15 protein-coding genes are annotated in these 14,807 nt (G+C 50.6%); 9 read left to right on the top strand and 6 right to left on the bottom strand.

The window, feature by feature from the left end; translation table 11 throughout:
• Positions 1-106: 106 nt before the first annotated feature.
• From SPM24T3_RS17210 to SPM24T3_RS17220, 3 genes are all read right to left on the bottom strand, one after another.
• The gene (locus tag SPM24T3_RS17210; protein WP_009638070.1) at positions 107-778 is read right to left on the bottom strand and encodes a fumarylacetoacetate hydrolase family protein; all 672 of its coding nucleotides are present in this window, start codon (positions 776-778) and stop codon (positions 107-109) included.
• Positions 779-790: 12 nt separating this feature from the next.
• Positions 791-1,990: a lytic transglycosylase domain-containing protein gene (locus SPM24T3_RS17215; RefSeq protein ID WP_009638071.1), complete on the bottom strand. Its 1,200-nt coding sequence runs from the start codon at positions 1,988-1,990 to the stop codon at positions 791-793.
• A gap of 140 nt (positions 1,991-2,130) precedes the next feature.
• Positions 2,131-2,403, bottom strand: coding sequence for a YcgL domain-containing protein (locus SPM24T3_RS17220; protein WP_009638072.1), 273 nt, complete (start codon positions 2,401-2,403; stop codon positions 2,131-2,133).
• 136 nt (positions 2,404-2,539) lie between these two features.
• Between SPM24T3_RS17220 and minC the strand changes: the two genes are divergently transcribed.
• The 8 genes from minC (at position 2,540) to SPM24T3_RS17260 (ending at position 10,330) form a co-directional block, all read left to right on the top strand.
• Positions 2,540-3,238 carry a septum site-determining protein MinC gene (gene minC / locus SPM24T3_RS17225; RefSeq protein ID WP_009638073.1) on the top strand — a complete coding sequence of 233 codons (699 nt, stop codon included), beginning with the start codon at positions 2,540-2,542 and terminating at the stop codon, positions 3,236-3,238.
• A 58-nt stretch (positions 3,239-3,296) separates the two neighbouring features.
• Positions 3,297-4,109, top strand: coding sequence for a septum site-determining protein MinD (gene minD / locus SPM24T3_RS17230; protein ID WP_009638074.1), 813 nt, complete (start codon positions 3,297-3,299; stop codon positions 4,107-4,109).
• 3 nt (positions 4,110-4,112) lie between these two features.
• Positions 4,113-4,388 carry a cell division topological specificity factor MinE gene (gene minE / locus SPM24T3_RS17235; protein ID WP_009638075.1) on the top strand — a complete coding sequence of 92 codons (276 nt, stop codon included), beginning with the start codon at positions 4,113-4,115 and terminating at the stop codon, positions 4,386-4,388.
• A gap of 181 nt (positions 4,389-4,569) precedes the next feature.
• Positions 4,570-5,514, top strand: coding sequence for a ParA family protein (locus SPM24T3_RS17240; protein WP_009638076.1), 945 nt, complete (start codon positions 4,570-4,572; stop codon positions 5,512-5,514).
• Complete coding sequence (dnaB-PI, locus tag SPM24T3_RS17245; RefSeq protein WP_009638077.1) at positions 5,511-6,878, top strand: SPI-7-type island replicative DNA helicase; 1,368 nt, start codon at positions 5,511-5,513, stop codon at positions 6,876-6,878. The genes SPM24T3_RS17240 and dnaB-PI overlap by 4 nt, the downstream gene beginning before the upstream one ends.
• Entirely contained in the window at positions 6,875-8,446 is a 1,572-nt protein-coding gene (locus SPM24T3_RS17250) for a ParB family protein (protein ID WP_009638078.1), read from the top strand. The genes dnaB-PI and SPM24T3_RS17250 overlap by 4 nt, the downstream gene beginning before the upstream one ends.
• The gene (locus tag SPM24T3_RS17255; RefSeq protein WP_009638079.1) at positions 8,443-9,015 is read left to right on the top strand and encodes a DUF2857 domain-containing protein; all 573 of its coding nucleotides are present in this window, start codon (positions 8,443-8,445) and stop codon (positions 9,013-9,015) included. The genes SPM24T3_RS17250 and SPM24T3_RS17255 overlap by 4 nt, the downstream gene beginning before the upstream one ends.
• The gene (locus tag SPM24T3_RS17260; protein WP_009638080.1) at positions 9,008-10,330 is read left to right on the top strand and encodes an STY4528 family pathogenicity island replication protein; all 1,323 of its coding nucleotides are present in this window, start codon (positions 9,008-9,010) and stop codon (positions 10,328-10,330) included. The genes SPM24T3_RS17255 and SPM24T3_RS17260 overlap by 8 nt, the downstream gene beginning before the upstream one ends.
• Before the next feature lie 254 nt (positions 10,331-10,584).
• On the opposite strand, the gene SPM24T3_RS17265 is transcribed toward SPM24T3_RS17260, so the two are convergent.
• The 3 genes from SPM24T3_RS17265 to SPM24T3_RS17275 all read right to left on the bottom strand — a co-directional run bounded on the left by SPM24T3_RS17265 (position 10,585) and on the right by SPM24T3_RS17275 (position 12,879).
• Positions 10,585-11,508 (bottom strand): DUF1281 domain-containing protein, encoded by a 924-nt coding sequence (locus tag SPM24T3_RS17265; protein WP_009638081.1) that lies wholly within the window; start codon positions 11,506-11,508, stop codon positions 10,585-10,587.
• An 85-nt stretch (positions 11,509-11,593) separates the two neighbouring features.
• A complete protein-coding gene (locus SPM24T3_RS17270) occupies positions 11,594-11,863 on the bottom strand; it encodes a TA system toxin CbtA family protein (RefSeq protein ID WP_009638082.1) in 270 nt (89 codons plus the stop codon).
• Complete coding sequence (locus tag SPM24T3_RS17275; protein WP_009638083.1) at positions 11,860-12,879, bottom strand: ArdC family protein; 1,020 nt, start codon at positions 12,877-12,879, stop codon at positions 11,860-11,862. Before SPM24T3_RS17275 ends, SPM24T3_RS17270 begins: the two co-directional genes overlap by 4 nt.
• A 535-nt stretch (positions 12,880-13,414) precedes the next feature.
• Here SPM24T3_RS17275 and SPM24T3_RS17280 point away from each other — a divergent pair.
• Positions 13,415-14,653 carry an IS110 family transposase gene (locus SPM24T3_RS17280; protein WP_009638084.1) on the top strand — a complete coding sequence of 413 codons (1,239 nt, stop codon included), beginning with the start codon at positions 13,415-13,417 and terminating at the stop codon, positions 14,651-14,653.
• Positions 14,654-14,807: the final 154 nt, after the last annotated feature.

The following is a 14,807-nucleotide window of genomic DNA, read 5'->3' on the forward strand; positions in this document are numbered from 1 at the left end:
ACTATATAGACGCTTTAGCCGCGAGATGCAAGCAAAGCGGCTGAAATCCGACATTAACCGCTTTGCCTTCAGTGATATCTCAACGTCATCCAACATTATAGTCGGGTTAAATCACTCGCGTGTTTAACAGCCTGCCGTTGAGTGAAATCTCGAGTCGATCGCCTGCCGCAATCGGCCCCACTCCTTTTGGCGTGCCGGTTATGACAATATCACCAGCGCGGAGCGTGAAGAAGCGGCTCATGTAAGCAATCAACGGTAGAATCGGGGTGATCATATCGCGCGTGTTGCCCTGCTGGCGGATTTCTCCATTAACCGACAAAACAAGCTCTGCCTGTTGCGCATCGCCAAATTCCGCCGCCGATATAAATCCAGAGACCGGGCAGGAGCCGTCAAAAGCCTTGGCTTTCTCCCAGGGCTGCCCCTGCCTGATAAATCCTGACTGCAAATCTCTGAGCGTGATATCCAGCGCGACGCCGTATCCGGCAATGGCCTCAGCCACGCGCTCTTGCGTAGACTGCTTTAAGGGAGAACCGATCAGCACCGCTAGCTCAATCTCATGATGCACCGCACCGAAGTCCTTGGGGATAGCGACTGGCTGCAAAAGATCGCACAGCGCCGTTTCCGGTTTTAGAAAAACGACCGGTTCACTGGCCTGCTCACTGTCGATGTTTTTGATGTGATCAGCTTTAATGTGATCAGCATAGTTATTGCCCACGCAAACCACTTTGCTTACGGGAAAATCAAGTAATGCGCCATGCCAGTCATGATGCTGATACATAATCCCTGTTCCTTATTCGCTATTTTCGGAAACGCTATTGGCAGCTCCGGCAATATCATCTGCCATCATGCCCACGCTGATAGCAAAATAGTACGAGCGATTCCAATGCATAATGGTCCTGAAGTTATCGTAAACCAAAAATGCACGTCCCTGATCGGAGTCGGGAGTAATAATCCAGGCACGTGTCACAGAAGCGGGTAAAGGTTTGCCATCGGCAGAGACAATGCCTTTTTGCTGCCAGTCACTGACGCTGCGCATCTGATCGTTCTTTAATCCAACCAGTGTGGTATCGAATCCGGCAGGTAGTTTGACCTCTTGCCCCCAACTCTGATTATTTTTCCAGCCTTCAGAGGATAAATAATTAGCGGTCGAGGCATAAACGTCAGCCGTATTATTCCAGATATCGATTTTGCCATCGCCATCGCCGTCAGCACCGTATCTCAAATAAGAGCTTGGCATAAATTGCGACTGCCCCATTGCACCGGCCCAGGAACCTTTCATCATCTCGCTGCTGGCTTTACCTTGATCAACAATAGTCAGCGCGGCTAAAAATTCTTTGGTGAAAAATGCTTCTCGACGACCTTCGAACGCCAAAGTGGCCAATGCAGAAAATACGTCGTCTTTGCCCTGTATTTTTCCGTAGCCACTTTCCATGCCCCAAAGCGCCACTACGTACTGCGGCTGAACGCCGTATTTGGCACTGACTTGCTGTAATGCCTGACTATTTTGCTGGAATAGAGACTGACCTTCCTGAATTTTCGAGTCAGACAATACCCGACGCAGGTAATCGTCGAGAGTGATTTTATTTTCCAGCTGGTTTTGATCCGAGCTGATCGCTCTGTCAATAAAGTGAATGTTGGCGAATGCGCTATCGATGGTGGCCTGGCTTATCCCCTGCTGCTGCGCTTTGGCCTTTAACTGTTCAACGTAGCCGGGGAATTCGGCCGGATTACGCCCTTGTGCTGCCAACGTAGTTTGACCGGGCTTAGGGGTGACCGCAGGAATTGTTGTAGTGTTTTTAGGAGCAAATGGATTAACCGCGGCTGCAGGGGGCTGATCCGGCCCTTGCGACGAAGCCTGTGCCGGGGCGGGAGCGGGAGCCGAGCCCTGAATTTGACCCGCGGGAACAGCGGCCGCAGCCTGATTTTTATCATTGGCGCAGCTGCTTAACATGACAGCACCCATCGCCAGAGTGATAACCGATAATCTCATCCTCATCGCGTGCTTCCTTTTTTGGCAATCAATATTCCACTTAAAGATTAACCTGAAGGAGTCGGCGAATGAATGCAAGGTTCCCGCCTCTCATTTTAACAAAAGACGGGAAATGTCAGATTTACCCTAAAATAACCTGATTATTTATTGCCTGACTCAAGGTGAATATTTAATAAGCTCTCGACCGGAGGCGGTACTTGCAGGTAATAACCTGGGTCGATTAAAGCTTGTTTAACTTTTTCGATATCCGCGTGCGCCAACTTGTCACGAGTTGCAAGATTTAGCACCATTGCAAAATCCGGTTTGCCGAAACTTTTCATCAGTTCTTCAGGAACATGAGTGAAATCGTCTTTTTTTTCGACATACAGGTAGGTTTGATCACGTTTATTACTTCTATAAATTGCACAAAGCATTTTTTTAACTCTATTTTATTGGAACGGTGGCTTGCCTAGATATAGCTGTAACTATACCATGCATAACGTACATCGGAATATCGCCCCCCGTGTGGTATTCCGGGGATTTAAAGTTGCTGAGACTGAGTCAGGATAGATGTCACAATCGCCAATAGAACTAAAAGGCAGCAGTTTTACCTTATCAGTTGTGCATTTATACAGCGCACAGCCAAAGGTTATTCACCAGGCATTACAGGAAAAAGTTGAGCAAGCTCCCGCTTTTCTGAAAAATGCCCCTGTTGTTATTAATGTTGCAGCCCTAACGGGGGATGCAGACTGGAAAAACATTCAACAGGCTGTCGTTTCTGCAGGCTTTCGCGTTGTAGGCATCAGTGGGTGCAAAGATGAGCAGCAAAAGCGCGCGATCGCTCTTACAGGATTACCGCTTTTAAACGAAGGTCGGGCAAAGCGCGTTATTGCAGAGCCCCCGGCACCGGTTGTGCCACCTGTTGCGGATAATGCACCTGCAAAAACGCGGATTGTCAGCACGCCAGTCCGTTCAGGCCAACAAATTTATGCCCGTAACAGCGATCTTATTGTAACCAGCAGCGTAAGCGCCGGTGCCGAGCTCATAGCCGATGGTAATATCCATATTTACGGCATGATGCGCGGTCGTGCACTGGCTGGCGCGGCGGGTGATACGAATTGTCAGATTTTTTGCACCCATCTGGGCGCTGAGTTAGTCTCAATCGCAGGTCAGTACTGGTTGAGCGATCAAATCCCATCCAACTATTTTGGACAGGCCGCGAGACTTAGCCTCCTGGATAATGTGTTAACCGTACAACCTCTATATTAAGTCCCTGCTTTCTACACGTATCGAGCAGGTACTACGACCTTTGACAAGGAATCCTTACATGGCACGCATAATTGTTGTTACATCGGGTAAAGGGGGCGTTGGCAAGACTACTTCAAGCGCAGCCATTGCTACCGGCCTTGCCCAAAAAGGCAAAAAAACCGTCGTCATAGATTTTGACATCGGTTTGCGTAATCTCGACCTGATCATGGGTTGCGAACGTCGCGTTGTGTATGATTTTGTCAATGTTATTCAGGGTGATGCAACTCTGAATCAGGCTCTTATTAAAGATAAGCGCACTGAAAACCTATACATTTTACCGGCTTCACAGACGCGCGACAAAGATGCGCTGACTCGTGAAGGCGTTGAAAAAATCTTGAACGACCTGGGTGAGATGAACTTTGACTTCATCGTTTGTGACTCACCGGCAGGTATCGAAACCGGCGCGCTGATGGCACTGTATTTTGCCGATGAAGCGGTCATTACCACTAACCCGGAAGTTTCCTCTGTTCGCGACTCCGACCGCATTCTGGGCATTTTGTCTTCAAAATCCCGCCGTGCAGAACAAGGTCTGGATCCGATCAAGGAGCATCTGCTTCTTACACGTTACAACCCAGGTCGCGTCAGCCGTGGTGACATGCTGAGCATGGAAGATGTGCTCGAGATCCTGCGCATTCCACTGGTTGGTGTTATTCCTGAAGATCAGTCCGTACTGCGTGCGTCCAACCAGGGCGAGCCAGTTATTCTGGATCAGGAATCAGACGCCGGAAAGGCATACGACGACACCGTGAGTCGTTTGCTGGGTGAGGAACGTGCGTTCCGTTTTATTGAGGAAGAGAAGAAGAGTTTTCTGAAACGCCTGTTTGGGGGATAAGCCATGGCCTTGTTAGATTTCTTTTTGTCCCGCAAAAAACCGACAGCCAATATAGCCAAGGAACGGCTACAGATCATCGTAGCCGAACGGCGTCGAGGGGACAGTGAACCCGCTTATTTGCCGGATCTGAAACGTGATATTTTAGCGGTCATCTGTAAGTACATTCAGATTGACCCTGAAATGCTCCACGTTCAGTTCGAGCAAAAAGGTGACGATATATCGGTGCTAGAGTTAAACGTTACTCTGCCCGAGACGGAATCGGAAGAACCGCCTAAATGACCGATGCCGTCTGACTGCCCCCTGTTCTCGAACGGGGGGTAATTTTACCGGTTAACGTTTATTCCTCACGCCATTACGTCTGGCGAGCCGACGCTTGTTACCTGTTTGCTTACTTTAGATTCAAAAATATTTATCACCTCATTAATTAGACGCTTGAATAACCCCTATTCAGGTATGTGAAATGATTAATGCTACCGTTTTAGCACCCTATGCCCCAACTCCGTCTTTGCCTCGTGGCGTCTGTTTTCCAATTATTGTTCCTATTATCTCCACCAAGGGGGGGGAGGGAAAATCTACTCAGGCAGGAAACATTGCGGGATTTCTCGCCGATGCCGGTTTAAAAACACTGCTGATTGATGGCGACCATTCCCAACCGACCGCCAGTAGTATGTACGCCTTGGATTACGAAGCGCCCTGCGGCTTCTATGAACTCCTGACCCAGTCCGTCTCACTTGAAGATCCCGATAACATTATCTCGCGAACATTCATTCCCAATCTCCACCTCATTGTCTCCAACGATCCTAATGACCGCCTGACCCTCACCATGTTACAGGCGCCCGACGGGCGTCTTCGCTTACGTAACCAGTTAAAACACGCATCATTCAGCCATTATGACGTCATCATTATTGACTCAAAAGGTTGTGTTTCAGTCATGCTTGAACTGATCCTGCTTGCCGCCTCCCAGTTCGCCATTGGGGTGATCAAGCCAATTATGCCCGACACCCGTGAGTTTCTTCGCGGCACGGTGGGCGTGATGGCCAGTCTGCTGCCGCTGGAAGCTTACGGCATCAAGCTGCCGGAAGTGTGCATTCTGATTAACTGCATGGATAACACCTCGCTCGATCGCCAGACCTTGGACAGCCTGACCCACATCCTCAATTCCCGGCAATATTCGCACGCAGACCAGCTTAATTTATCTTTGCTAAAGACCAAGATCCCCCTGCTTGAGATATTCGAGGCAGGCCACGCCTGTGGACAACCCGTCCATCGTCTCGAACATTCTACCCCCCGCAAAATTAGCCTGTCGGCAGCGGAAACGATGCACGCCCTCACCTGCGAAATGTTTCCTCATTGGACGGTGGAATTTACCCGACTGCTGGTGTCGCTTAAGGCGGGTAAACAATGAGTGTTGCCAAGGCCGCGAAAGATAATGCCCCGCGCAGTATTGATGCCGAACAGTGCGTGCTGGGCGGGCTAATACTAGACAATGATCGCTGGGACGATGTAGCTCCCCTGATTTCTAGCGCCGATTTTTATTCGGGGGCGCACACGCGTATTTACAGCGAGATGGCACGGCTGATGGCGGGCAACAAGCCTCTCGACCTTATCACGCTGACCGATGCCCTTGAGCAGCAGGGCACACTGGAACACTGCGGCGGGTTTGCCTATCTGGCGGAAATGAGTAAAAACACCCCTAGCGCGGCAAACATTCTTGCCTATGTCGACATCGTGGTGGAAAAAAGTCGCCTTCGACGCCTGCTCCTGCTGGGGCGTGAGCTCTGTGAACAGGCCGTGCAACCGGGCGCGGTGGTTGCCAGCCTAAACGAGCGGGTCGAGCAACAGCTTACGCTGCTGTCGGATTTGACTCGAGTCAGGCAGGACGTCGGATTGCTAAGCGGGTTGGATAGGCTGATAGGCCATCTCGAGCAGATAACCGGGGGTAACGGCATCACCGGTACGTCAACGGGATTTGCAGAATTCGATCGAATGACCTCAGGGCTGCAGGCGGGTGATTTGATTTTACTGGCGGCGCGCCCGTCGATGGGCAAGACAGCCTTTGCACTGGCCTGCTGCACCGGCGCGCTACGAACCTCAACCCGCCCCGTATTCTGCTTCAGTCTGGAAATGCCGCGCCAGCAGTTGCTGATGCGTTTGGTTGCCATGGAGGGGCGCGTGCCACTCTCGGCCCTGCGTAACGGACAGCTGGACGACGAGGACTGGGCGCGAATTAGCCTGGCCCTGTCTCGCCTTGGCGAATGGGGATCCCGATTGATAATCGATGACGGCAGTTATCTGACGCCCTCTACCCTGCGCGCCCTTTCCCGCCGCTATGTCCGCCAGTTCGGCACGCCTTCATTGATCATGATTGATTACCTGCAACTGATGAACTGCCCCGAGCGCAAGGAGAACCGTACGCAGGAAATTTCTGAAATCTCCCGCAGCCTGAAGGCGCTGGGCAAAGAACTTGGCTGTCCGGTACTGGCCCTTTCACAGCTCAACCGACAGCTTGAAAACCGACAGGATAAACGGCCCAACAATGGCGACCTTCGGGACTCCGGTGCTCTGGAGCAGGACGCCGACCTGATTGCCTTCATCTATCGCGACGAAGTTTACGATGCCAACAGCCACGACCGCGGTACCGCGGAGGTCATCATTGGCAAGCAGCGTCAGGGGCCCACCGGGACCTTGCGGGTAAAATTCGAGGGAGAATTTACCGCCTTCAGCGATTTTACGGATAATAATTCTGTTACAGGAAGTGTGCAGGTATGAGCCAGCCAAAAAATAAACGACTTGACCTTAATATCGCACTGCTGCAGCCGGGAAAAACGAGTGAACTCACCTCGGTAGCCCTCGCGCCACAGGTTGAAATCCCCATGCTGCTCACGCTGGATGAGCTGGCACCTAATCCGGATAATCCGCGCACCTCGCGTAACCCAAAGTTCGATGACATTAAATCGTCCATCATGGCGCGCGGGCTGGATACTGTCCCCAAGGTCACCCGAGACCCTGCACGGGATACGAATTATATCTTTAGCGATGGCGGAAACACCCGTTATCAAATCCTTCGCGAGTTGTGGGAAGCAACCGGCGATAGAAAATATTTTCATATTCAATGCATCTTCAAACCTTGGCCCGGTCGACTGGCCTGTGTCATCGGTCATCTGGCCGAAAACGAGGTGCGCGGCGACCTCAGTTTTATCGAGAAAGCTTTCGGGATTCAGCAAGCGCGCAATATTTATGAAGAGCAGCTGGGCAAGCGCGTGACTCTGCGTGCCTTTTCGGATTTGCTGGCTCAGGAGGGATATCCCATCCATTATTCAAATATCAGCCGCATGGAGGACACGGTGAAATACCTGTTTCCCTGCATGCCCACGCTGCTCGAAGCCGGAATGGGACGCCCACAAATTCAGAGTCTGCTGGGGTTACGTGCTAATGCACTGAAGACATGGGGATCCTTTAAAACCGACGCCAATCAGGAAAATAGCTTTGAAAGCGTATTCGAAGAGGTATGCAGGCAGCTCGACGATCCCGAAATTTATACCCTGGACCAGCTTCGCGATGACCTGATAGGCGCACTCATCGAAGCCATACCCCACCCGGCGCTTAACTATGACCGCTGGCTGCTTGAACTCGATCCCAAAGAGCAGACCCGTCGCCTGCATTTTGGGGAGCCGATGCCAGAGGTTTATGTAGCCGAGCACGCGGAGAACGCTTTCCCGTTAATTAACAAGACGCTGATTAAAGGCCCCGACCCTTCTGCAATGGAGGAAACACGCGTGCTCAGCGAACTGAAACGTGATGACGACCTTCATCACGACCAGAGTCATAATGAATTGGAATTGGAAACGGTTCGGCATACCGATGTTCCAAAAATGCATTCACCGGCTTGTGCCGTCGAGCCAGTCTTGGGAAATATTGATGATGACAATTCTTTCGTCGACGATGTATGGAATATTGCGCCATTACAGGACGATATCGAGCATCTTCAGGTTTTGACCTACCGGCTGGCCTTTGACATTGCCCGTCATGCCGCTTGTGAAAAAGACATCAGCCCAAACAAAACCAGTCTCTACTCCGTCGGGTTTTCTTTAAATATTCACTTTCATCACCCGGTCTCGGCATTACTCGGCGCACTCGCGGGCCATGATTCAGAGTACATACTCGATCCTAATTGCCTGTTACAGGTACTCACCGGTGCAGAAGGTGCCCCAGACGCCCCCCTGCTGGATGATGCGCAAACGTTAAATTTTTTCCGTCTAATACGTTTGCTTCGCCGACTGCGTGAACTTCAGCGAGGCTTGCCGACTTCCGATGATTTTGAGGAGGACGCACGATGAGCCACGGTCTTTCAGATGCCACCAACGCCCTGCTGACCCAGCTAGTGATGGAGCTAAAATCCGGTCATATCAAACGCTGCGTTTCTCTTGGCCTCACGACGCGTGAGATGCAGATGCTGAATGCCGTAACGCTTGAGGATTTGCACTATCTGCTAAACAGTTCGGTGTCTGTCTTCACCTACAAAATTCATCACGAAAACCTTGCCCTGATGTTTGAACATGCACGGCGTGAGCGGAGGGTGCTTGATCGCATTGACCGTGCACTCCTGCTGGGTGGCTCGATTGAAATGATGCAACACTATTTTGGCATGTCGACCATGGAGGTCGCTGCCCGGAGGCGACTGACTGGCATCCTGACCAGTAAGGGTCGCTACGCCGCGCTCACCGATGAGGATAACGGCACGCTGTGGCTCCGCTGGAAAAAGGAGAAAGTGAACGATACTTCCTGCGCCGAGGGGCTCGACGTCATGATGCAGGCGGCCGAAGAAATGCAGGTCTCGTTAACCGCGGTCTGGCATGCGGTCTGCGATTTCGATGACCTCATCAATGAGAATTGCCTGAATGAATAGCTCGGCGTCCGTGCCGGAAAATAATCTGGTGACTTTTACACTGGCGCAGATGGACGCCCGCCTTCAGGCACGCATCGAGGCCGAGTCAAACGGCAAGGTTGACGTTAGCCGACTGCGCAGCGGCCTGCTGTTTATGGGCAATGTGCATGACGCCATACCACGCCGACTGCTGCTTGATACTCGGCTTTCTCCGCTGGATAAGCAGGCGTGGATGATGATCCGTCTTTATGCCCAGCAAAATCAGGGCGCCGTGTTTCCAACCTATGAAGAATTACAGTTACAATTGGCCTCCCCTTTTAAGGGGCAGGCCTCCCGAGAAACAGTGAGTCGTGTCTTGCTGATGCTGCGTCTAACCGGCTGGCTCAGCCTGTGTCGCCGGGTGCGGGACAAAAGTGGCCGCGTGAGGGGCAATATTTATGCCCAGCACGACGAGCCGCTGGGAGCATTCGATGCCGAAACGCTGGATCCCACCTGGCTGGATACGGTGGCGGTGGCCTGTGAAAGTAAAAACGTGACCATCAGTCAGACCGCGCTGGCCGTGCTTGACGATATCCGCACCGACCCGACGATGTGCCACCATCATTCTCGGCTTGGGGTGATAGCGCAACGACTGGGCATGCCTCAAACACCTCAGGATATGGCGACATTTGTCGCGCAACAAAGCCCGGCAAAACCAGGCCGAATTAAATCTACTCTACCGAGTTCGGTTTCCGTATCTGAGGGTTTGAAGCTGGGTTCGGAAACCGAACCCGGTTCTCCACCTGCAAATAACTCACCGGGTTCGGTTTCCAAACCAATCAATAAATCAGTAAGTTGCGTTGATATTGACAAACCGAACGGTAACGTACGTAGATCTTCTAAAAGTATAAAAAGAACGTACGTCGCCACGCCTGATGCACATCTGTTGAAAGGCTGTCAGGGCAATCCTGGCGTATTGACGCTCCCGACGGCCGTAACCAAATTACTTGCCGCCGAGGATTGTGCAATGATCACCCGACAGCTGCAGGCGCTGCCGACAGAATCGGGCAAGAAAATTTTGGCCGTTCTTGATCAAACTCTCACCCGAGGCCTCCTGAATAATCCCGTTGGCTGGCTACTGGCGATGATGAAACGTGCGCGGGAGGGAAAAGTCTTCGCGAGCCAGACGTCCCCTCCAGCTTCCATTTCGGCCCCCATAGGCATTGCTACTGCCCCCGTGTTTCCGGCAATAAAAAGCTTACCTTTGTCGGCAAAACAGGCCGCCTCCAAGGAGCAGGTTCATGAAATTGTTGAAGAATTGAGGCGTCGGCTAAGCCTTGGGAAAGTAAATTGCTAGATAAGCGTGTGGAATAGGTTAATACCATGAAATTTATATTTATTATCATTTGAAAATAGGCTATCGATTTTTCCATCGAGACCGGTTTGCAAGTAATCTCCGTATCTCGTGAGAATGCCAAACCCAAAGCATAATGACTCATTGGATGTTGTAATTAAATATGAGTTAACAAACCTCGTTACCTATTCTATTTATCGATGCTAAGGGCAAAAAACCGCCGATGATCTCGGCGGCCTTGTGTTTTAAAAGCCAGTTTATTGATTTATGGCACTCCTAAACTCGGCGTTCGAACCGCCGAATCTGGCGTTGTTGAGATACACAACTTCCGCTGTGTTGTTGCCATTCGAGAAGTTGCCGCTTTTGACGTGTTCGCCCAGATCATAACAGTCGTAACCCTTCCTGCCGGTCTCGTCGACATGCCATGCATGCTCAATCTGACAACTATAGAGCGCAGATAAGGCTGCCATCAATTCCCCCGTCGGTGGATAGCCGAGTGAATCGAACTGTACTATTAGGCAGCTGGTGCATTCACGTACCACGGTGACATTCTGACCTGCTGGCCATTCCGTGCCGTATTGTCGCCCGTAGAGGCTGGTGGTAATCGACATCCCTTTCAGAAAATCCTCGCTGCCATTTATTTCGGCAGTTAGCCTTGACGGAATGATAGCCATCATGTCACAAGGTACAGTTCTGTTCGACGCAACGACCATCGCGGACCAACATCCACCCGGATCAAGTTCTTCACTCACCCCAACCATGCCGAACCAATCAGCATATTTACGCTGCAAAACATTGGCCATGCATTGCTGAGCCGTTAACGGGATGTTTTCCCATTTTACGGCCTCGATACCCGACTGGCAGTACCATCGTTCAATAAGGCGGATATTCTCAACCGTAAGATAAACGTCTTTCTGCAACAGCCCAAGCCAGTTCTCAAAAGCCTGGTTTTGCGGTGATGATGCTCCCGTACCTTTCCCCAACAGCCCGGGATAAGGCGGATAAAAAGCGGGTTTGATAGGTTTTAGTATGCCTGCCACTCCTGCCAGAAACAGACGGCGGCTCTGTAATACCGCATGACGATATCGCGGAACGATATTGCCTGTAACCCACAACTGCAGTTCATCGACAAAGGCGGACTGGCCGGTAACGACCAGGTGATTTGTACACCAATCGGACATGATATGACTCTCCTGTTTGAAACAATAAGCAGGGAGTCATCCCGACTGGGAATAACTCCCCAACGGGTCCGGCTATAGGTAATGCCTAATGTCTTGCAAAAAACATTTTACAAACGTCCTGCTCATCCATTTCGCTAAGATAGGGCGAACGCGGGTAAAAAGGATTGTATTTCAGGTGTACCAGATGATTTTTTTCGACCAGTTTATTCACTGCCTCGAAAGGCTTTACCCCGGTATCAAAAAGTGTCATCTGCATAGCAATGTCACTCAGGCACGTGTCGTTGATATCAATCCCGAAATGAATCCCAAGCAGACATGCGACCTTTAATCGCCACATTTCCAGAGTCACTATCATGATAAGACGCCCCCTTCAACAGCTGCGTCGGAACTATCCCCATTAACGATAGATTCATGCCTAATCAGGTATTCGGAAGCTTCACGTGCAAAACGACAGGCTCTAAATATTGCCCGTTTGTCTGACTTTAGCGCCTGTAACCAGCTATCGATATAACTGTCGTGTTGAATCTCACCAAATACGCCAACCTCAGCACATAAAAATGCGCTGCCCAGCTCGGCGATTAACTCTTCAAAGGCATAAACCTTGTCACCAAAAGCCTTTGATGCTGAAGTAATGCCCGGGCGATTGAGCCTCCTGATATGTCCCGTGCTATGTACCAACTCATGCAGCAAAGTCGACCAGTAATCCGCTTCGGTAAAAAATTGCCTTATTAAGGGCATAACGACCCTATCGGTCGCGGAACGGTAATATGCCCCGTTCTGATGGCGATGATTTACCGAGACGCCCGAGTGGCGAATAATCGAATCCACGCGGTTGAAGGTTTGCGTGTCAACGGTTCCTTCATCACCCATAGCATCGGGAAAAAGGCATTCACCCGCGATATCCTCAGGTAAGTTTTCGCATTGAGCGACGTTAAACAGGCAAAGTGACTTCATCATCGACACCCTTTCAATCAGAGGATTGCCATCATCGCCAAACAGCTTCTTGCCACTGTAGTCTTCAGCCTGCTTTTCCCAGGGCTTGAAGAAGATAGCCTGACTCGACGTCTCACCGGTTCGAACGTTGCCACCTGCGTTAAGCGCCTGCCGGAAGGTGAGCCAGCGATTAGCACTAAACCCCTGCTCTTCCGCGGCCATCCAAAGAAGCATTACGTTGATGCCACTGTAATAGTGACCCGTGGTTGCATTGCGCGGAAGTGGATGTTCACCGTTTGTCTGACCGGTGCGCCAGGGTTTTCGCCAGGGTAAGGTTCCCTTTTCGATGGCAAGAATGATTTTGTCGGTGATTTGCTGATAAAGATCCTGACGCGCGATTTGTGGATGGGCAATTGACGTCTTTTGGTTTTTTTTCACGGGATAAACCTCAGCGTTAGGGTGTACCCCTCCCCTGATGGCGAAGAGTACGCCACGGGGTGGATGAGTTAAAAATACCTTGACCACCGTTGGGTGATTTCCGATTTCAAAGGCTATGCGGGGGGGCCACCAGAAAGGCTCGCTCTTTCAGGCCATGAGGATTTGCAGTCACCCGAGGGCGCTTCTTTCGGACTGCCGAAGCATCAAAGATTACTCTGTCATTCTGACTGGGCTAAAGCGGCGAACAACTTGAAATTAAATATCAGAACGGTGGTTTTTTTGGAAGGCAAGAGTCCACTTTGAGCGAGATATAGACTTTCATATCCTGAGATTTACACTATTTGGTGATTCAGGGTATGCGCTTACTGGTTACGAATATTGAGCGAGAATCATGCGATGATCGCCGCTTTTCTTTCGAGCCAGTAGGTGCTCCACGTTCGCTAACGAATACTCAGGGCATGCAGATAAACTGCTGGCTATATTTCTTTCGAAGAGCGTGGAATGCATACCAATCCCCGATAAAAAGGAGTTGGTGATGACTGTGACTAATCAATTTGCTGCGCACGTTGGTCTGGACTGGGCGGATAAAAAACACGATGTCTGTGTTCAGTTTAAAAACGGTGAACGCGTATTCGATGTGATTGAACATACAGCAGAAGCGCTTGATGCCTGGCTTATTGAGTTACACCAAAAGGTAAAAGGCAGAATCGCCATAGCTCTCGAGCTGAAGAAGGGCCCCGTGGTATATGCTCTTCAAAAATATCCCTTTATCACCGTTTTCCCCGTCCACGCTTTGTCCTTGGCTCGTTACCGGCAAGCCTTCTCGCCCAGCGGCGCTAAAGATGACCCGCAGGATGCAGAGTTGGCATTAGAGTTAATGCTGCGTTACCCCCAGAAGATAAAAGCTATTGAACCCAACAATGCAGATATTCGCTTACTTCAGCAACTGGTTGAGCAACGTCGTCAACTGGTTGAAGATAAACGCCGTTTTGTGAACCGGATAATCAACACGCTTAAACAGTATTATCCTCAGCCACTGGAGTGGTTCTCACATCGGGGTAGCTTACTGTTGTGTGAGCTGATTATCCGGTGGCCCAGTTTGCAAAAACTGAAACGAGCCAGGCGTGACACGATCCGCAACTTTCTGAATGCCAAAGGTGGCCGCGCAATGGCCCTTACCGAGCAACGTGTTGCGAGTATTGATAACGCGATCCCATTGACGACAGACCCGAGTGTTATAGAGGCTAATGCTTTGATGGCAACCGCACTGGCGACACAAATCAAAGTCGTGAGTGAAATCATCAAAACCTATGACGAACGAATCGAAACCCTGTTTGACACGTTACCAGATGCGGGGCTATTCAAATCACTTCCGGGCATGGGGCCGTGTATGGGCCCACGGATGCTTGCTGCACTTGGCGATAACCGAGATCGCTTCAATAGCGCAGAAGAAATTCAAAACTACGCAGGTATTGCGCCGGTGACAGAACGAAGTGGCCAGAAATCCTGGGTTCACTGGCGATGGCAATGTGCCAAGTTTGTCAGGCAGACCTTTGTTGAATGGGCGGCCAAGACGGTTAACTCATCATACTGGGACAAACTGTATTATCAGAACCTTAGAGAAAAAGGTAAATCACATCAATCAGCCATCCGGGCTCTGGCGTTTAAATGGATAAGGATCATTTACCGCTGCTGGAAGACCAGAACCCAGTACAACGAAGCAAAATATCTGCTGGCTCTCGAAGCGCGACACTCGCCCTTACTGAAGCCATAAAAAGCTTGTCGAATGTCTCAGGGCGTGAAGCGGGCATTAGTTTTTCATGGTAAAGGTGACAAAAACCACTCACAAGCAAGATTTTCCTGTTATAGCCTTAGCGGAAATTTAGAGAACCAGCGGAGAAGAAATCTAAACATTCATTGGGTGATTA

The organism is Serratia sp. M24T3, from assembly GCF_000257645.1.
Lineage (GTDB): Bacteria > Pseudomonadota > Gammaproteobacteria > Enterobacterales > Enterobacteriaceae > Rouxiella.